The 17,255-nt window shown below is 64.8% G+C and carries 17 protein-coding genes; 8 read left to right on the top strand and 9 right to left on the bottom strand.

Annotated elements, in window-relative coordinates:
• The first annotated feature begins 4 nt into the window (after positions 1 to 4).
• Genes GAK28_RS11505 through GAK28_RS11495 form a run of 3 tightly spaced genes read left to right on the top strand, consistent with a single transcriptional unit; the run spans position 5 to position 3,814 of the window.
• On the top strand, positions 5 to 2,659 hold the full coding sequence (locus tag GAK28_RS11505) for a DUF802 domain-containing protein (protein WP_291778826.1): 2,655 nt from the start codon (positions 5 to 7) through the stop codon (positions 2,657 to 2,659).
• Positions 2,656 to 3,294, top strand: coding sequence for an OmpA family protein (locus GAK28_RS11500; RefSeq protein ID WP_291778824.1), 639 nt, complete (start codon positions 2,656 to 2,658; stop codon positions 3,292 to 3,294). The genes GAK28_RS11505 and GAK28_RS11500 overlap by 4 nt, the downstream gene beginning before the upstream one ends.
• Entirely contained in the window at positions 3,284 to 3,814 is a 531-nt protein-coding gene (locus GAK28_RS11495; RefSeq protein ID WP_291778821.1) for a DUF2894 domain-containing protein, read from the top strand. Before GAK28_RS11500 ends, GAK28_RS11495 begins: the two co-directional genes overlap by 11 nt.
• A 96-nt stretch (positions 3,815 to 3,910) precedes the next feature.
• Here GAK28_RS11495 and GAK28_RS11490 read toward each other — a convergent pair whose 3' ends face one another.
• Complete coding sequence (locus GAK28_RS11490) at positions 3,911 to 4,696, bottom strand: alpha/beta hydrolase (protein ID WP_291778818.1); 786 nt, start codon at positions 4,694 to 4,696, stop codon at positions 3,911 to 3,913.
• Between the two features lie 158 nt (positions 4,697 to 4,854).
• On the opposite strand from GAK28_RS11490, the gene GAK28_RS11485 reads away from it, so the two are divergent.
• The gene (locus tag GAK28_RS11485) at positions 4,855 to 5,295 is read left to right on the top strand and encodes a MarR family transcriptional regulator (protein WP_291778815.1); all 441 of its coding nucleotides are present in this window, start codon (positions 4,855 to 4,857) and stop codon (positions 5,293 to 5,295) included.
• A gap of 10 nt (positions 5,296 to 5,305) precedes the next feature.
• Here the strand turns inward: GAK28_RS11485 and GAK28_RS11480 are convergent, their stop codons facing one another.
• Both GAK28_RS11480 and GAK28_RS11475 read right to left on the bottom strand, forming a co-directional pair.
• The gene (locus tag GAK28_RS11480; RefSeq protein ID WP_291778812.1) at positions 5,306 to 6,535 is read right to left on the bottom strand and encodes an MFS transporter; all 1,230 of its coding nucleotides are present in this window, start codon (positions 6,533 to 6,535) and stop codon (positions 5,306 to 5,308) included.
• Between the two features lie 127 nt (positions 6,536 to 6,662).
• Positions 6,663 to 7,301, bottom strand: coding sequence for a TetR family transcriptional regulator (locus GAK28_RS11475; protein WP_291778809.1), 639 nt, complete (start codon positions 7,299 to 7,301; stop codon positions 6,663 to 6,665).
• A 93-nt stretch (positions 7,302 to 7,394) separates the two neighbouring features.
• Here GAK28_RS11475 and GAK28_RS11470 point away from each other — a divergent pair, with 93 nt between their 5' ends.
• Complete coding sequence (locus tag GAK28_RS11470; protein ID WP_291778806.1) at positions 7,395 to 8,060, top strand: class I SAM-dependent methyltransferase; 666 nt, start codon at positions 7,395 to 7,397, stop codon at positions 8,058 to 8,060.
• Between the two features lie 3 nt (positions 8,061 to 8,063).
• On the opposite strand, the gene GAK28_RS11465 is transcribed toward GAK28_RS11470, so the two are convergent.
• The 5 genes from GAK28_RS11465 to GAK28_RS11445 form a co-directional block, all read right to left on the bottom strand.
• A complete protein-coding gene (locus GAK28_RS11465; protein WP_291778803.1) occupies positions 8,064 to 8,567 on the bottom strand; it encodes an AAA family ATPase in 504 nt (167 codons plus the stop codon).
• 44 nt (positions 8,568 to 8,611) lie between these two features.
• Entirely contained in the window at positions 8,612 to 9,208 is a 597-nt protein-coding gene (locus tag GAK28_RS11460) for a 2-hydroxychromene-2-carboxylate isomerase (RefSeq protein WP_291778801.1), read from the bottom strand.
• The gene (locus GAK28_RS11455; protein ID WP_291778798.1) at positions 9,205 to 10,062 is read right to left on the bottom strand and encodes a CmcJ/NvfI family oxidoreductase; all 858 of its coding nucleotides are present in this window, start codon (positions 10,060 to 10,062) and stop codon (positions 9,205 to 9,207) included. The genes GAK28_RS11460 and GAK28_RS11455 overlap by 4 nt, the downstream gene beginning before the upstream one ends.
• 97 nt (positions 10,063 to 10,159) lie before the next feature.
• Entirely contained in the window at positions 10,160 to 10,804 is a 645-nt protein-coding gene (locus tag GAK28_RS11450; protein WP_291778795.1) for a LysR substrate-binding domain-containing protein, read from the bottom strand.
• Positions 10,805 to 10,837: 33 nt separating this feature from the next.
• The gene (locus GAK28_RS11445; RefSeq protein ID WP_291778792.1) at positions 10,838 to 11,125 is read right to left on the bottom strand and encodes a LysR family transcriptional regulator; all 288 of its coding nucleotides are present in this window, start codon (positions 11,123 to 11,125) and stop codon (positions 10,838 to 10,840) included.
• A 48-nt stretch (positions 11,126 to 11,173) separates the two neighbouring features.
• Between GAK28_RS11445 and GAK28_RS11440 the strand changes: the two genes are divergently transcribed.
• Positions 11,174 to 12,160 carry an alpha/beta hydrolase gene (locus GAK28_RS11440; protein WP_291778790.1) on the top strand — a complete coding sequence of 329 codons (987 nt, stop codon included), beginning with the start codon at positions 11,174 to 11,176 and terminating at the stop codon, positions 12,158 to 12,160.
• A 106-nt stretch (positions 12,161 to 12,266) separates the two neighbouring features.
• On the opposite strand, the gene GAK28_RS11435 is transcribed toward GAK28_RS11440, so the two are convergent.
• Complete coding sequence (locus GAK28_RS11435) at positions 12,267 to 13,505, bottom strand: hypothetical protein (protein ID WP_291778787.1); 1,239 nt, start codon at positions 13,503 to 13,505, stop codon at positions 12,267 to 12,269.
• A gap of 333 nt (positions 13,506 to 13,838) precedes the next feature.
• Here GAK28_RS11435 and GAK28_RS11430 point away from each other — a divergent pair, with 333 nt between their 5' ends.
• Both GAK28_RS11430 and GAK28_RS11425 read left to right on the top strand, forming a co-directional pair.
• Positions 13,839 to 14,831, top strand: coding sequence for a glucokinase (locus tag GAK28_RS11430; RefSeq protein ID WP_291778784.1), 993 nt, complete (start codon positions 13,839 to 13,841; stop codon positions 14,829 to 14,831).
• On the top strand, positions 14,828 to 17,179 hold the full coding sequence (locus GAK28_RS11425; RefSeq protein ID WP_291778781.1) for a family 20 glycosylhydrolase: 2,352 nt from the start codon (positions 14,828 to 14,830) through the stop codon (positions 17,177 to 17,179). The genes GAK28_RS11430 and GAK28_RS11425 overlap by 4 nt, the downstream gene beginning before the upstream one ends.
• Positions 17,180 to 17,255: the final 76 nt, after the last annotated feature.

Below are 17,255 nucleotides of genomic sequence, written 5' to 3'. Positions count from 1 at the left end.
AATCATGTTCAGAAACCTCCTTTATCCCGTCGTATTCCTTGCCGGCCTGGCCGTGGTGTGCTGGATCGGCGTGGGCTATGTGGGCTCCAATCCGCTGGGGGCGGCCGTGGCCGCCCTGGTGGGGGCCTGCTATCTGGCCGGTGCGCTGGAGCTGTATCGCTACCGTCAGGCGACGGTGGCGCTGCGCCGTTCGGTGGCGGACCTGTCGTCGTCACCGACCAGCCTCGATACCTGGCTGGGTGGCCTGCCGCAGGGGCTGCGTAACGCGGTCCGCCTGCGCGTGGAGGGCGAGCGCGTGGCGTTGCCGGCGCCGACGCTCACGCCGTACCTGGTGGGCCTGCTGGTATTGCTGGGCATGCTGGGCACCTTGCTGGGCATGATGGCGACGCTGCGTGGTACCGGCCTGGCGCTGGAAAGCGCCACGGATCTTCAGGCCATGCGCGGTTCGCTGGCGGCGCCGGTGAAGGGGCTGGGTTTCGCGTTCGGTACGTCGATCGCGGGTGTCGCCACGTCGGCGATGCTGGGCCTGCTTTCCGCGCTGTGCCGTCGCGAGCGCGTGGACGTGGTGCAGGCGCTGGATACGAAGGTGGCCACCACCTTGCGCGTGCACTCGCAGGCCTATCGCCGCGAAGAATCGCTGCGTCTGGCGCGTGAGCAGGCGGAGGCGATGCCGGCGCTGGTCGATCGCCTGCAGGCCATGATGACCTCGATCGAGCAGCACAACGCGGCCGCGACCGAGCGTCAGCTGGCCAGCCAGCAGGCATTCCATACGACGGCCGAAGCCATCTACACGCGCCTTGCCGTCTCGGTGGAGCAGTCGCTGAAGGAGGGCATCGCCGATAGCGCGCGTGCCGCCAGCGCGTCGATCCAGCCTGCGGTGGAAGCCACCATGGCGGGCCTGGCCAGCGAATCGAACGCCTTGCGCGATACCGTCACGCAGGCCGTGCAGCGACAGCTCGATGGGTTGTCCAGCGGTTTCGAGGCGTCCAGTAAGGCCATGTCGTCGGTGTGGAGCGAGGCGCTTGCGCAGCAGCGTCAGGCCAACGAAACGCTGGTGGCCGATCTGCGCGGCTCGCTCGCGCAGTTCAGCGAGACCTTTGAGCAGCGTTCGGCCGGCTTGGTCGAGCATGTGGCCTCTCGCGTGGATGCCGCCGCCGGTTCGGCAGCGCAGGCCTGGACCGACGCCCTGGCGAAGCAGGAGGCCGCGAACGATGCGCTGGCCACGCGCCATGCGCAGGCGCTGTCGGGCGCGACGACGTCGCTGGGCGAACAGGCCGCGTCGCTGGTGGATGCGGTAACCCGCTCCCATGCCGACATGCAGTCGGTGCTGGAGTCGCGTGACGCGCAGCGTCTGACCACCTGGAAGGACACGTTGGGCGAGGTCGCCTCCACGCTGCACACGCAGTGGCGCGAGGTGGGTGAACAGGCGGCAAAGCGTCAGCAGGATACGTGCGAGGCGTTCGAGCGCACCGCGAATGCGATCGCCACCACGTCGCAGGCGCGCGCGGACGACACCATCGCGGAAGTGGCGCGTACGGCGAAGGCGTCGTCGGAAGCCGTCGCCACCGTGGCGTCTACGCTGCGTACGCAGATAGAAGAAGCCGGCGAACGTGCGGCGGCGCGCGACGAGTCGATCCGCGAGAGTTTCGAGAGCAGCGCAAAGGCCATCATGGAAGGCCAGCAGGAGCGTACCGAGCAGACCATCGCCGAAGTCGCGCGTCTCGCGCAGTCGTCGTCGGAAGCCTTCGGTTCGGTCGCCTCGACGCTGCGCGCGCAGTGGGACGAAGCGAGCGAGCGTGCATCGGCACGCGACGCGTCGATCCGCGAGAGCTTCGAGAGCAGCGCGAAGGCGGTCATGGACGGCCAGCAGGAGCGCACCGAACAGACCATCGCCGAGGTGGCACGCCTCGCGCAGTCGTCATCGGAAGCGTTCGGTACCGTGGCCTCCACGCTGCACGCGCAGTGGGAGCAAGTGGGCGAGCAGTCGACGCAGCGTCAGCAGGCCATCTGCGACACGCTGGAGCGTACGGCCGACGCCATCACTGCCAGTGCGAAGGTGCACGCGAACGACACCATCGCGGAAATCTCGCGCCTGGTGGAAGCGGCCGCCGAGGCGCCGAAGGTGGCGGCCGAGGTCGTCGGCGAGCTACGCCAGAAGCTGTCGGACAGCATGGTCCGCGACACCGCCATGCTGGAAGAACGCACGCGCCTGCTGGCGACGTTGGAAACCCTGCTGGACGCGGTGAATCACGCCTCGGTGGAGCAGCGCACGGCGATCGACGCGCTGGTCGGCAGCTCGGCGGAATTGCTGGAACGTGTGGGCACGCGCTTCACCGACCATATCGAAGCCGAAACCGGCAAGCTGGAGACGGTGGCCGCGCAGGTCACTGGCAGCGCGGCGGAAGTGGCGAGCCTGGGCGAGGCGTTCGGCGCGGCGGTGCAGTCCTATGGCGCGTCCAACGACCAGCTCATGGAACGCTTGCAGCAGATTGCCGAAACGCTGGACCAGTCCTCCGTGCGCAGCGATGAACAGTTGGCCTACTACGTCGCACAGGCGCGCGAAGTGGTCGATCTCAGCGTGCTGTCGCAGAAGCAGATCCTCGATGAGATGCAGCGTCTCGCATCGCAGCGAGAGGTCGCCGGGAACGACGCGGCATGAACGACGAGATCGAAGTCGAGGGTGAATCGAGCACGCCGATCTGGGCCGCCTTCGGCGACCTGATGTCGGTGTTGCTCGGTGCCTTCGTGCTGATCCTCGTGGGCGTGATCGGCGTGCAGTTGCAGCTGACGAGCCGACTCGACCAGGAGGTGAAGCAGCACCAGGCCGAGGCGCAGCGTCGCATGACGCTGGAACAGGCGCTGGCCGGCCCGCTCGCTGCCGGGCGCGTCACGCTGGTGAATGGCCGTATCGGGATCAGCGGCAGCGTGCTGTTCGCCTTGAACTCCGACCAGCTCCAGCCCGAAGGGCGTGAGTTGTTGAAGAGCCTTGCCGGTCCGCTTATCGCCTATCTGCGCACGCGTGACGAGATCCTCATGGTCAGCGGCTTCACCGACGACCAGGTGGTGCATGAAGGCAATCGCCGTTATGCGGATGACTGGGAGCTCTCGGCCCAGCGTTCGTTGACCGTCACCCGTGCGCTGGTCGCCGAAGGCGTGCCCGCCTCGTCGGTGTTCGCGGCGGCGTTCGGTGCCGAACAGCCGGTTGCTTCCAATGCGGATGACGATGGTCGCGCGAAGAACCGTCGCGTGGAGATCGCACCGATGCCGAAGCCGTCGAACGCCCATGGCCCGTGATGCGTTCAACACGATTCGCCTCACGCTGATCGAGGCGCTGGACCGTCGTGCGGCTTTGCATGAGGGTGCTGCGCGCAAGGCGATTGCCGCGAAGCTGGCGATGCTCGAGGATGTCGACGAGACATCCTCCGATGCCGCATCGACCGAGCCTGCGCGCGGCCCGTTGGGCCTGCTGGTGGACGCCATGCGCCCACCAGCACCGTCGTATCCCGAGCTGCCGGCGCTGGACGATATCCACCGCACTTGGGATGTACTGCGTTCGGAAACCCAGTTCCGCCAGTCGCTGGCGCACGCCCCACGCGATGCCGGTCCGTTGAATTCCAGCGCGCTGGTGCATCGCTCGATCGCGCTGATGCGCGAACTGTCGCCGGACTACCTTCGCCACTTCCTGTCCTACGTGGACGACCTGTCGTGGCTGGAGCAGATGGGCGCCGCGGCGGCGCCGGCGGTGAAAGACACCCCGAAAGCCACCAAGACCGCGCCAAAGAAGCGAGCGCGAAAGCCACGCAAAGAATCCTGACTCCCCTACTGACTGTAGGAGCGCGCTTGCGCGCGATGGGTGCTTGCGGCAACCCCCATCGCGCGCAAGCGCGCTCCTACAACAGCGTGTCGCGGATCAGCGGACGCTCTTCGCCGCGTCCAGGATCACGTTCGCCACCGCTTGCGGGTTGGAGACCATCGGCACGTGGCTGGTCTTCAGTTCGGTGGTCTTCGCGTGGATCTTCTTCGCCAGCGCGCGCTCGGCGCCCGGATCGATCATCCGGTCATTGGCCGCCACGATGTACCACGACGGCTTGCTGCTCCATGCGGCGACGCTGACCTTCTGCTCGAAGTTAGCGGCGCGCACCGGCCCCTGCGTGGCGGCGATAAGGCTGGATTCCGACTTGGGCACGTCCTGGGCGAAGTCGCTGGCGACCGCCTCGGCGGGCAGGGTGAGGTAGCCGTCCGGGCTCTTCACCACTTTGGCCAGGCCCGGGGAGGCCGGGAAGCCCTTCACGCTCTCGACCGAGGTTTCATCCTGCGCGGGAGCGAAGGCGGCGACATAGACCAGCGCCTTGACCTTGTCGTCCGCGCCGGCCTGGGTGATCACGGTGCCGGCCCAGGAGTGGCCGACCAGCACGACGGGGCCAGTCTGCGCGTCGATGATGCGCTTGGCGGCGGTGACGTCGTCTTCGAGCGAGCTGAGCGGGTTCTGCACGGCGATGGCCTTGTAGCCCTTGGCCTGGAGTAGCGGAATCACCTTGTTCCAGGACGAGCCATCGGCGAAGGCGCCGTGGACGAGCACGATGGTCGGTTTGGCTTCGGTGGCCGAAGCGGTGTCCGCGGCGAGGGCGGGCGCGGCGGCGCTGCCGGCCAGGGTCAGGGCGAGGAGGGCGGAAGCGAGGCGGTTGCGGATGGTCATGGCGGTATCTCCGGTGGGCGTGACGGGCGATGAGTAGTTAATCGCGATAAACATTATCGCGATAAGAAATAGATTGCCGACGCCCCAATTCCTTGTCAAGCACTTTTTTATCGTGATAAGCTTTTCGCCATCAAGTCATTGATATATCGGGCAACACGATGTCGAACAACGCGCCATTCCCCCTCGACGACCAGCTTTGCTTCGCCATCTATGGCGCCGGCATCGCCATCAACCGCACCTACAAGCCGCTGCTCGACGGCCTCGGCCTGACCTATCCCCAGTACCTGGTGATGAGTGCGCTATGGGAGACCGACGGCCTCACCGTGGGCGGCATCGGCACGCGCCTGGCGCTGGAACCCAGCACCATCACGCCGCTGGTGAAGCGCCTCGAGCAGGCCGGTTTCGTCGAACGCCAGCGCAGCCCCGCCGACGAGCGCCAGGTGAACGTGCGGCTTACGTCCACCGGCCGTGCGCTGCATACGAAGACCCGCTGTCTTGCCGACGCGCTCGCCGCGCGCGCCGGCATGACGGGTGAGGAGCTGAGCACGCTCAATCAGCAGATCAAGCGTCTGCGCGATGCCTTGTCCGTGGGCGAGTGATCGCACGTCGTCATGATGTCGGCTGCGCTCCGCGTTCGTGCCGGCGGAGGGTCGTAGCCAGTCCCGCCGCGGCACCCAAGGCGATGGGTACGCCGAGCATCCAGGGCAGCGACGCGGATAGGCCGTAGAGAAACATACCCGTCGCCGGTCCGGCCGAATCCTTCAGGTCGTTGACCGTCGAGACGGCCGCCATGTACGAGGCGCGGGCCTTCGGTGGTGCGAGGGCGTTCACCGTCACCGGCACCAGCGGGCCGAATAGCACCTGTGCCAGCGCGAACAACGTGACGCTCGCATAGAGGGTGAGCGGTACCGGTGGCAGCAGCAACAGCGCGAAGGCGCCGGCGAGCGCTACACCGGAGCCGAGGACGAGCGGATACGACGACATACGCTCACTCCACTTCGATACCGGCCATTGCAACACGGCCATGACCGCCGCCGCGTAGGTGAACAACAGGCCCACGCCCGATGGCGACAAGGCATGTTCGCCGTTCGCGTAAAGCGGGATCACCGCCGCGGACCACCCGTCCACGATTTCCAATGCCAGGAACCAAAGCAATAGCGTAGCGAGGCGACGATCGCGAAACGCGGGAAACAAGGCGGAAAGGCCTTCTTCGTCTTCCTCGTCGTCGTGCGCCGCACGCGCATGATCCGGGCGTGTTTCGGGCATCAGGCAGAACACCAGCAGCGCGGCGAGCAACAGCGTGACGCCGCAGCCGACGAACACGGTGTTCAACGACAGCAACGCCAGCGCCGCGCCCAGCGCGGGACCGACGACATGGCCGACACCCGAGGCGATGCGCGCGGACGCAAAGCGCATGCGCAGCTGATCTTCCGACACCACATCGCCGATCACCGTCTGCACGGTCGGGTGCAGGGCGCATTCGAATACGCCGATGGCGAGCAGGCAGGCCGCGATGGCGATCACGCCATGCATATGCGAAAGCAGTACGAAGCCGAGACCTACGCCAAGCGTGGAGCACAACAGCACGGGGCGCCTGCCTATACGGTCGGCGATGCCGCCGAGCAGGGGCGTGGCAACCAGTTCGCCGCCCGCGTAGCAGGCGAGCAGCAGGCCGATGTAGCCGATGGGGATATTCGCCTCGTGCTGCGCCCACAGGGCGAAGAACGGCATCAACGCGCCGTCGGCGAGGCTGGCAAGGAAAAAGAGGAACAGGCTCAGCCGATCGGGTGCGATGGCGCGGCCAAACAAGGGTGTCGCGAGAAAGGATGGCGTTTTCATGTCGTCAACTCGGGCGCAAGTTCGCGAACGTGGAATTCGCAATACGGATGCGCGTTGGTTGACGTGAACGCTTACGACAGTCCGGTCAGGACCGCGTGCGAAACGTAACAGGGAGGATGGGCGCGTTTCAAGCGTGCCGTGCGCGCAGGTCGTCCAGGTAGGCGCAGAGCATGTCCGCCACGGCCTCCGCATAGGTGGCGATGGCGTCGTCGGTTCGCGGGGTATCCGAGAACTCCTTGCCCACCGCTTTCAGCGTCGTGGCGATCAGGTTGGCCGAGAGGGCGAACACGGTGTCCGGCACGCCGGGCAGGGCATCGCGCAGGAAGTTCTCGAAAATGCGCTGGCCCTCGGCGCGCACCTGGTGCGACTCGGGGGCGTCGCGATACAGCGGCACGGCGTCGTTGAGCGCGGAGCGCATGTCGGCCTCGTCGCATTCCGAGCGGATAAACGCGTGTACCAGGCGGCGCAGGCGCACCGACGGCGGTCGCGAGGCGTCCTCCAGTATGTCGCGGATCATCGCGGAGGTCTGCTGCCATTCATCGCTTTGCAGGCGGAACAGGATCGCGGCCTTGTTGGGGAAGTACTGGTAGATCGAGCCGACACTGACGCCCGCCTTCTCGGCCACCCGGGCGGTGGTGAATCGCTGGGCGCCTTCCTTGGCCAGAACCTGAGCCGCCGCTTCGAGAACGATGGCGACAAGGCCCTCGGAACGCGCCTGCTTCGGCGTTTTCCTTAGTGAAATCGTTGGGTTGCGGCGGTCGGGCATGGGCGGCTCGCAATGCGATTAGAAAACCTGACGAACTGATCGCATTCTATTCGAGCGTCGAGAAGAACGCATCTGCCCCCGGAGATCACCCCCATGTCCACCCTTACCAGCGCTCCTGTGGCGCCCCTGATCGATCGTCTGTTTGCCGAGGCATCGGCGGTGTCGCCGATGAGCGCTCTGGCCTTGGCCGGGCTGTCCGCCGAGGATCGCGGCCGCATGATGCGCAGCAAGACCGATTACCTCGATTTCTACGGCCACCTCAAGGACATGCCGCTCGCGGTGTCGCGCGAGACGGGCCTGCTGCTTTACATGCTGGCGCGTCACTGCCGTGCGCGCAGCATCGTGGAGTTCGGTACCTCGTTCGGCATTTCCACCCTGTACCTCGCCGCCGCGCTGCGCGACAACGGCGGTAGCCATATCGTCACCTGCGAGTTCGAGCCATCGAAGGTGGCGCGTGCTCGGAAGCACCTGACGGAAGCCGGTCTGATCGATCTGGTCGAGATCCGCGAAGGCGATGCGTTGAACACCCTGGCACAGGGCCTGCCGACTTCGGTGGACCTGCTGCTGCTCGACGGTGCCAAATCACTGTATGGCGAGGTGCTGGATCTCGTGGAAGGCCACCTGCGTCCGGGTGCGCTCATCGTCGCCGACAACGCCGAGTACAACCCGGATTACCTCGCACGCATGCGTTCGCCCGCAGGTGGTTACCTTTCCATTCCGTTCGCCGACGATGTGGAACTGTCGATGCGCCTGGGCTGAGGGTCAGGCCTCGGTGACGACGATCACGTCGCGCAGCTCGCGCTCCACCTCGTCCATGGGTTGCCAGTGATCGCTGGCGAGATCGAAGAAGGCGTCCGGTACCTCCATGGCGAAGGTGGGGCCCTTCTCGCGATTGCGCCGCTGCACGCGTTCACGGCGCACCTCGCGCGGGGCGTCGAGCAGGTAGACGCTGATGTCGTAGCCGGCCTCGTCCGCCATCGCGTAGAAACGTTCGCGGTTGGCGCGCTCCACGAGGCCGAGTTCGAGCACCACGTCATGGCCGCGACCGAGGATGTCGCGCGCCGTGGTCCATATCTGCGTGAAGCAGCGCTCCTTGCGCTCGACATACCAGGCCATCAGCCCTTCCGCCGGACGATCCGGGCTGAACAGGCGGACGAACCAGGCGTCGAGGATCAACGCGGGTGCCGCATGTTTCTGCTGGAGTGTGGCGACATAGGTGGACTTGCCGGCGCCGACGGGGCCTTCGACGAGATGGATCCTTGCCATGGTCTTCCTTGGTTCCAAAAAGGGAAGTCTAGCGTCATGTCATGTCAGGAGGATATCGGTCGGGTTGCGAAGGCCATGGCGTCATCCAGCCGGTCGTCGCCCCAGAACATCTCGTCGCCGACGAAAAACGTCGGTGCGCCGAAGATGCCCAGTGATGCGGCACGGGCGGTCTGCGCATGCAGCGCCTCCTTGTTCGCCGGGGAAAGCGCGCGTTCAAGGAGGTCGTTCGCTGGCAGGCCCAGTCGATCGAGCACGCGGGCGATGGTGTCGGCACCGTCGATATCCCGGTCCGCAGCGAAGTTGATCTGCATGACCTGGCGACAAAACTCGCCGATCCATGGCTCCCCGGCGCCAAGCAAGGTGACCCTGGCGGGCAGGATGGAGCGACGCGGAAAGGTCGTGGGCACGGTCCACGGCAGGTCATACGCATCGCAGCGTCTCGCCATGTCGCGCCACACATAGCGTAGCTTCTGTGCCTGGGCGAGGAATGGCGACGACTCCCATCCCAGCGAGCGGAAGATCGGGCCGAGCAGGAACGGACGCCACGTCACGGTGACGCCATGGCGCCGTGCGAGCGCCTCGATGCGCATCACCGAGAGATAGCTGTAGTTGCTGCCGAAGTCGAACCAGAACTCGATCATGGTCGTCCTTCATCGAAGATGACGAGACAGCGCGCCTCGATGCTTTCGCGCAGCGGGGTGCCTTCGGGGACATCCGGAAGCTCGAAGGCCGCGTGTGGCGTGTAGCGCGCGACGCCGCTCACCTGCGAATCGTATTGCTTGAAGACCAGGGCCTCGTGCCGATCCATCTGAGGAAAGTACGACCAGCGGTGTCGCTCACCGTGGCGTAAAAGATAGATCTCGCCCTTGCGTCGCGGATACAGCACGTCGGCCGCGACGAGTTCGGAGGCATCGATGGTGCGCGCATCACACACCGCCAGCGGTGTGTCTCGTACCGGGCCACGGATGGAGCGCCAGACATTGACGATGGCGTAGCGCGAGCCATTGGCACAAGCTTCGGCGTCGCCGATCACGAGGCCGAGCCGCCGCTGCCCGGATTGCTCGGTGTAGTCATTATGGATGCGCCCGTTGGCTGCCGCTGCCTGCCCACGCGACGCACGACCGAACGACAAGGCGCGGCGATCCGCTTCACGCTTGCGGACAAGATGGTCGAAAACATGGGCTTGCCGGGCGCCCGTCGCGGCCAGGGCCAGCGCAGCCACTTCCGGGTAATACATCCGTTCGACCTCGTCCCTGTCCTCGAAGTCGCGTACCTCGGAGGGCGCGTCGCGCAGTTCGAAGCCGCGATCGTGTACCGTGCCGGCGATCCGCCGTGCGTCGGCGATGAACGTCGCGCGCTCGTCGAAGCGATCGCTTTCCCAGGGTTCGCCCTCCGGTGGTGGATAGGCGTACTGGAATGGACGTTCGTGGGTCTGCACCAGATAGCTCATGCTGGCGATGACGCCAGGCGTTCGCTCCGATACGGGAAGGTACATGGCTAACTCCGGTGGAAACCTCGGTCGCATTCGACCCTCACCGGCGCCACGCTTCAAACGCTGATTCGTCATGCGAGGCATGCGCGTCGCGCATGCCTCAGCGGGACGGGTTCGCCTCGGCGACCAGCCACTCCACCACCGCGCGTGTCGCGTCTCCGTTATCCGTGCTGAGTAACCAGTAACCGTGATCGTTGTCGTGCGGGGCCTCGGGCGCGGACAGCATCACCAGCCGACCGTCGCCGAGCATCGCGTCGAGCAGGGGAGTGCGCCCCAGTGCGATGCCCTGGCCGGCCATGGCGGAATGCGCGACCTGGTCATATTGGTTGAAGCGCAGAATGCCGCGTGGTGTCACGTCGGGAGCATGTCGCTTCAGCCAGGCATCCCAGCGCAGCCAGGGGCGGCCGGGGTCATCGAATTCGAGCAACACCTGGTCAGCGAGCGATGCCGACGCCAGCGAGGGATGGGCGACGGGTGCCAGCGCCTCGTCGAACAGGTGGATCGCCCCCTCCGGTGCCGCCTTGCGCGAGCAATAGCGGATGGCGAGGTCCACATCCTCGCGCTCGATGTCGACGAGGCGATTCTGCGCGGCGATGCGTAGTTCGATATCGGGATGGCGTGCCTGGAGACGACCCAGGCGTGGCAGCAACCAGAGGCCTGTCACACCGATGCTGGCGGTAAGGGTGATGGCGCGTCGACGCGTCTCGTCACCGAGGGCCTCCACCGCGTCCTGCAATTGCTGCAAGGCGGCGTCGGCCGTGCGGAACAGTGTCTCGCCTTAGGCCGTGAGCGAGATGCCGCGATGGCCGCGCACGAGCAGCTTCACACGCAGCCGGCTTTCCAGCGCGGCCACTTGCCGACTGATGGCGGACTGGGTCAGGCAGAGATCTTCGGCGGCGCGAGTGATGCTCATGCGTCGACCCACGGCCACGAAGCCGCGCAGCGGGTCCATCAAGGCGGAAAGCGATAGCAACGAGACAGGCATGGTGCCGGCATTGTAGGGGCTGGGCTGGGGCTGTGCGTCCTTGGTCTGCGGATGGCCCGGCAAGCGCCCCGGAATCGCCACATCTCGGTGATGCCATGGGTGGCGACATCCATGCCAGGGAGACAGGTCATGTCCTTGCGTTTCATTCCCGTCGCCGCCGCGGCGTGGCTCGCCCTTGCTTGCCTGCCGTCGCGCGCCGCCGACAAGGTCCATCCCGACGCACCGTGGCAACCCCCGGCGCCGTTGACCCAAGTACCGTTATGGCCGGACGCCCTGTCCATCGCCAGGCCACCGGTGAAGGGGCCGGAAGGCACGGTGGACGAACACAAGCCGGTGCAGGGCAAGCCATGGGTATCCGTGGTGAATGTGACCCGCCCCACGATGACGATCTATCCGCCGAAGGGCGCGAACACCGGAGCAACCCTCGTCGTATTTCCCGGCGGCGGCTATCGCGTACTCGCCATCGACCTGGAAGGCACCGAGATTTGTGACGCCTTCTCGGCGAAAGGCACGACGTGCGTCGTGCTGAAGTATCGCGTGCCGGGTTCGGGGCCGTGGTGGAACGACGATTGCAACTGTGCGAAGGAACCCACGGCGCCGATGGCGTTGCAGGATGCACAACGCACCGTCGTCCTGCTTCGCCACCAGGCGAAGGCCTTGCATATCGATCCGCATCGTATCGGCGTGATCGGCTTTTCTGCGGGCGGCCACATGGTGGCCGATATCAGCAACCATCCTCGTCTGAGCTATAAGTCAGTGGACGATGCGGACAAGGAAAGCCCCGTTCCCGATTTCGCGATCGCGATGTATCCGGGGCACCTGTGGGACCAGGACGAACATGGCGCGAAGCTGCATCCAAGAAACAAGATAAGCACCAAGGCGCCGCCGACCTTCATCGTGCAGGCACAGAACGACCCGGTCGACGACGTGCGCAATTCGGTGAGCTACTACCTCGCACTGACCAAAGCCGGCGTGCCGGTCGAGATGCATCTGTACGCGACGGGCGGTCATGCCTTCGGCTTGCGCGGGACATCGACGATCGCAACGCAGTGGCCTTTACAGGTGGACCGTTGGTTGCGCGATCTCGGCATGCTTTCGCCCGAAACAGGGCAGTGAGGCCGCGCCATCGGCCTCGCCGTGCTCGCCACAATCAGCAGAAGCGTACGTCATCCCCGTTTCTGCTGATCGTAAATCGATGACCTCTGGGGCTGGTTGTCGTTCTCTACACGCACGCCGCCTTGCGTACGGATGCTTTCAATGTTTCGACCGTTTCGCCTAATCGATCTCTTGCTTTTTCAAGGCGGGACGATCGCGAGGCCCTTGCATGATCAGAGTAGAAACGTTGGAAGATGCTCTGTTTTTGTTCATCGGATGATGCCAGAGCGCTAGGCAGGTCAGTGGCGTGGAATGGAAGTATCTGACCGCCATCCTTTCTATATGCGATCGACTTGAGTGGGTAAAGATCCATCACTTCAATGAATCTCTTGTCGAATGTAAGAAGCGCAGGAAGGAGATATCTGGCCGACGGGCTGACATTCAGGGTCATCGTCTCTTCCAGTTGACGAACGTGATACAGGTCCCACGCCATGTTATCCAGGGCGTCAAGGATATCCGACTTGTTCTTCTGTATCTTGCCGAAGAAGGTAAGGTTCTGGCCGCGCAGGAAATAGGCGCGAGCTAGCACTGCTTCACGACCAAACATACATGCCAGTTCCTTGTCACAAAATTCCAGGAACTTCATCGTCATTTCATCGATGCTCGATGATGGTGAAGATAGCTTGATGTCAACCATCTTGAGAAGGATCGCGTATAGGTAGCGGTGGCGCTGAACCAGGGCGCCATAGAACACCGCGTCAGCGCGATGACTTCGCATGCGATTCAAATGGGCGTCGGTAGAATTTTCCAGTTCGATCTCGGAAAGTGTGGATCGAACGAGTCCTGCAGATTGAAGGTGCTCGACATCGATTGTCCTTAGTATTTCATAGCAGTTAAGGATTTCCCTTATGGGTTTCTCGCGATTATCGACGCCCATGTTGCGCAGGTTCTCGAACACGTAGGGCATCGGATCGATTTGCACATTGGGTTTCGATATGAAACGAAATACTTCGTCCATGTCGGAGGGAAGTCGATGATTTTTCCCGTGCATATGGGGTCTCAGGTAGCTCACAGCCTGGGTATCCAGCGATAGGCTCTGGTCCATATGGAATGTAGCCGTTCCACTTGCCATTTCGTTGAATGTGTCGCTGTCGATGACGACGACATTCGTTGACGAAAACAAGCCTCTGACCGCCGCGCCGCTCGAAAATGACTTGTTCGTGGTGAAGCCGAGCGATGGGCCGCTATCGGATGCGAATACGAATTTGTAATCCCCTAGAAGGGATTTCGAGACGGCGTACTTATAGAGCGCTTCTTTCAGTGAAGATGAATTGCAAATAGACGACACGATGTGAAGCAAATCCATATGGCATCCATGATGTGCTGATGGGATAAGGGCATGGGATTTCACGTGGCCCGACTGACATAAACGGGTAGGCATGCACGGTAGGCGTGCATTTTGTAGGAGTGATGTTGCCCGTCTTGGACGCAGACTAATGGATGGCCGATGGCGATGGGAGGGGCGTCTGTTCACACGGCGGGGCTAAAAGGAGGCCGGCTCACCGGGATGAAGCTCCTGTTGCGGCATGCCTTGACACCGGTGTCAGTCCCGTTACACCCTGATGTCCAATCCGGTGCGGGGGCATGCGGATGACATGATTCACCCAGGGGCACACGAGGGGTGGGGGGTACATCGGGCATGCAATTTCTTGCGGGCGATATCGGCGGCACGAACGGCCACGTCGCGCTTATGCGCGTCGCCGACGATGGGTCGGGCGTCATTGAGACGCTCGCCTATCGGGTGTTCTCCTGTGCCGCGTTTCCGTCGCTCGCCGCACTGCTCCAGGCGTTCATCGACACCGACGTGCATACGCCGGTATCGCGCTGTGTGCTGGCGTGCGCCGGCCAGGTGATGGGCGACGAGGTGGTGAACGACAACCTTCCCTGGCCTGTCCGACTCGATGCGTTGCGCGCCACGCTGGGCCTGGTCGACGTCGCACTTCTCAATGATTTCGAAGCCTTGGCGTATGCCATCGAGGGTCCGTTGGCCGCGAGCGGCCGGCATCTGTGCGGTCCTCCGGGCCGTGGCCTGGGACCATCCCTGGTGGTCGGCCCAGGCACGGGGTTGGGTGCGGCGGTGCATGTGCCCGGCGTCGCCGGGGCGACGGTCCTGACCACGGAAGCCGGCCAGATGGATTTTGCCCCGCATTCGCTGCGCGAGCGCGAGGTGCTGGCGTGGCTCGCGCCGGATGGGGGTTACGTAGCCGTTGAAACCATCGTGTCCGGGCCCGGTTTGCTGACTGTCTACCAGGCGTTGTGCGCGCTCGATGGCGAGGAGCCCGTGCTGATGACGCCGAAGGCCGTTACGCAGGCGGCTTCGACGCAAGACAGTCGGCATGCGATGGAGGCGGTGGAGATGTTCTGCGCCGCCCTGGGGAGTTTCATCGGTAGCCTCGCGATGACCTACATCCCGACGGGCGGTATTTTCCTCGCCGGTGGCTTCCTGTCGTCCCTGTTCGACCAGCTCAAGGCCAGCGCGTTCGAAGAGCGATTCCTGCATGGGCGTAGCGTGCGCGCCTTGCTGGCGCAGGTACCGGTGTGGGTCACCGAGCATGGTAACCACGGCGTACAAGGCGCTGCGCGTTGGTACCTGCGCCACCGTGAAGCCCTGCCGCAGGGTGCCGCCGCATGAGCCCGCGCGTGTCGACGACATGTCGCCGCCTTGTCCTGGCGTGCCTGGCAGTGGCCATCGCCGTACCGGCGACCCATGCATTCGCCACTGCCGTACCTACGCCGTCGTGGTCCCTGGTACCCGCGCCTGCGGTCGCCAAACCGGCGAATGCCGGCGTATTCGACATCGGCGACGGTGCGGGAATCTCCGTGCGCGGAACGGATGACGCCGCCCTGGCAACCGTCGTGGATAACTTCACGCGTCGTGTCGCCAGTGTGCGCGGGCTGGCGATGCGCAAGACGACGAGCGCGGGTGCTCCTGCGGCGGTGACGTTCGATGTACGTCCCGATGCGAATGTCACGGGCGACGAAGGTTACGCGATCGACGTAGGCCAGCACGGCATCGTCGTCACGGCCCGCACGACACGCGGCGCCTTCTACGGAAGCGTGACGGTATGGCAGTTGCTGACCCCGCCGGGCTGGACGCGTGGCGCCGTGGCACATGTGCCCTACGGGACGATCCAGGATCATCCCCGTTTCGCCTGGCGTGCCTTGTTGCTCGACTCCAGCCGGCACTATCAGGATGCCGCCGACATCAAGCGCCTGATCGACGCCATGTCGCTCGACAAGCTGAACGTGCTCGTGTGGCATATCACCGACGACCAGGGCTGGCGCCTGCCGGTCCCGAAGTATCCCGAGCTGTCCACGGCAGGGGCGTGCCGCGAAGCCGTCGGTAACGATAGCGAGGTGTCGGGCGGGCGATCGAAGCCGTATTGCAAGGTCTATACGGCGGCCGAGATCACAGACATCGTGCGCTATGCGGCCGAGCGCTATGTCGAGGTCGTGCCGGAGATCGATCTTCCCGGGCACTCGCAGGCCGCCATCGCCGCCTATCCGTGGCTTGGCGTGACCGGCAAGCGTCCTCCCGTGTGGACCGATTGGGGCGTCAGTCCCTGGTTGCTGAATCCGAACGCAAAGACGCTGCGGTTCGTCGACGACGTGATGGACGAGGTGATGCGGCTGTTCCCGTCGCGCTACGTATCCATTGGCGGCGACGAGGCGGACAAGCAGCAGTGGAACGCCTCGGCCGAGGTCAACGCGCAGATGAAGGCGCTGAAGCTCGCCAACATGGACGAGCTGCAAGCCTGGTTCATGCAGCAGGTCGCCGCGTATCTCGTGGCCCATGGTCGTACGCCGGTAGGCTGGGACGACGAAGTGGCGGCCGGCGTCGCGCTGCCTCGCGAGCAGGTGGTGATGTCCTGGCATGGCGATCACGACGAGCGCGTGGCGCTCGCCGCCTTGCGCCAAGGGCACGACGTGGTCATGACGCCCCAGGAAACGCTGTATTTCGATCACCTGCAATCCGGTCATCCGGACGAATGGGCCGGCCCGCCACCCGAAGTGACGCTTCGCCAGGCCTATGACTCGCAGCTGGTGCCCCCGGGCACGAGCGCCGAGGAAGCCAAACACATCATCGGCGTGCAGGCTGGCCTCTGGGCCGAGCAGATGCTGACGTTCGCCCATACCCAGCACGCCACGTTCCCGCGCATCGCCGCGCTGGCGGAGCGGGGCTGGTCGCCATCCGAGGCCCATGACTGGAACGGATTCCTGGCGCGGCTTCCTGCTGAAGTGGCGCGGTATCGCGCCCTGGGGATCGGCGCGGCGGATAGCGCATTCGCGCCGACGTTCGAGATATCGCACGCAACCGATGGCCGGCTTCGTGTCGTGATCGACAACCAGGTCCATGCCGGCGTCATCCGTTACACCATCGATGGCGCGGAACCCGCCACGGCCTCGGCAACGTATGCGCAGCCACTCGCGCTGCCGGCCGGCACCACCTTGCGCGCGGCGACGTTCGCGCCGGATGGCAATGTGCTGGCCGCGGCCCGCTCGATACGGCTCGACGACGAGACGCCTTGGCGCCGTGACGGTACCGCGCTGGATAGTTGCTCGGGCGAACCGCCATCCCGATTACAGGGTGCCAGGCCGACGCACGGGCCCAGCCCGGTGTACGCCGTGGAGATCGGCAACGCCTGCTGGATGTGGCGCACGGCGAACGTCACGGGCGCCACGCACGTCTCCGTCACGGCTGAAAAGCTTCCGTGGCGCTATGGCGACGAAGCGCGCGGCGCCGTAGTGCGTGGCGGCCACGATGGGAAAGACGCCATCGAGATCCATGCGAATGCGTGCGACGGTCCACGGCTGGCCACCTTGCCGCTGGGCCACGCCACGCCATCGGTCGGGCAAGTGCACCTGGAGGCGAAGCTATCCGCGCCCGTTCCAGGCGATGTGCATGCCTTGTGTGTGTTTGCGACGGGCGACCCGCGGCAGGGGCAGTGGGCGCTGGGAAAGATGTCGTTCTCGAAGTGAAGAAACGCGGTGCGCGGGGGCGCGCCGTGGTTTGGGGAAAACCAGCATCGGCACCACGACGGCGTGCTCCTTCGGG

Source organism: Luteibacter sp., from assembly GCF_009912395.1.
Classification (GTDB): domain Bacteria; phylum Pseudomonadota; class Gammaproteobacteria; order Xanthomonadales; family Rhodanobacteraceae; genus Luteibacter.
Note: the sequence above shows the minus strand (reverse complement) of the source record. Positions and strands in the feature narration are given on the sequence as shown.

Bases quoted from the DNA above. Each gene is read 5' to 3' on its own strand.
- GAK28_RS11465 (WP_291778803.1), bottom strand. From the start codon at position 8,567: ATGGCAAGGATCCATCTCGTCGAAGGCCCCGTCGGCGCCGGCAAGTCC.
- GAK28_RS11480 (WP_291778812.1), bottom strand. From the start codon at position 6,535: ATGAAAACGCCATCCTTTCTCGCGACACCCTTGTTTGGCCGCGCCATC.
- GAK28_RS11470 (WP_291778806.1), top strand. From the start codon at position 7,395: ATGTCCACCCTTACCAGCGCTCCTGTGGCGCCCCTGATCGATCGTCTG.
- GAK28_RS11495 (WP_291778821.1), top strand. From the start codon at position 3,284: ATGGCCCGTGATGCGTTCAACACGATTCGCCTCACGCTGATCGAGGCG.
- GAK28_RS11435 (WP_291778787.1), bottom strand. From the start codon at position 13,505: ATGGATTTGCTTCACATCGTGTCGTCTATTTGCAATTCATCTTCACTG.
- GAK28_RS11455 (WP_291778798.1), bottom strand. From the start codon at position 10,062: ATGTACCTTCCCGTATCGGAGCGAACGCCTGGCGTCATCGCCAGCATG.
- GAK28_RS11430 (WP_291778784.1), top strand. From the start codon at position 13,839: ATGCAATTTCTTGCGGGCGATATCGGCGGCACGAACGGCCACGTCGCG.
- GAK28_RS11425 (WP_291778781.1), top strand. From the start codon at position 14,828: ATGAGCCCGCGCGTGTCGACGACATGTCGCCGCCTTGTCCTGGCGTGC.
- GAK28_RS11500 (WP_291778824.1), top strand. From the start codon at position 2,656: ATGAACGACGAGATCGAAGTCGAGGGTGAATCGAGCACGCCGATCTGG.
- GAK28_RS11505 (WP_291778826.1), top strand. From the start codon at position 5: ATGTTCAGAAACCTCCTTTATCCCGTCGTATTCCTTGCCGGCCTGGCC.
- GAK28_RS11475 (WP_291778809.1), bottom strand. From the start codon at position 7,301: ATGCCCGACCGCCGCAACCCAACGATTTCACTAAGGAAAACGCCGAAG.
- GAK28_RS11440 (WP_291778790.1), top strand. From the start codon at position 11,174: ATGTCCTTGCGTTTCATTCCCGTCGCCGCCGCGGCGTGGCTCGCCCTT.
- GAK28_RS11490 (WP_291778818.1), bottom strand. From the start codon at position 4,696: ATGACCATCCGCAACCGCCTCGCTTCCGCCCTCCTCGCCCTGACCCTG.
- GAK28_RS11460 (WP_291778801.1), bottom strand. From the start codon at position 9,208: ATGATCGAGTTCTGGTTCGACTTCGGCAGCAACTACAGCTATCTCTCG.
- GAK28_RS11485 (WP_291778815.1), top strand. From the start codon at position 4,855: ATGTCGAACAACGCGCCATTCCCCCTCGACGACCAGCTTTGCTTCGCC.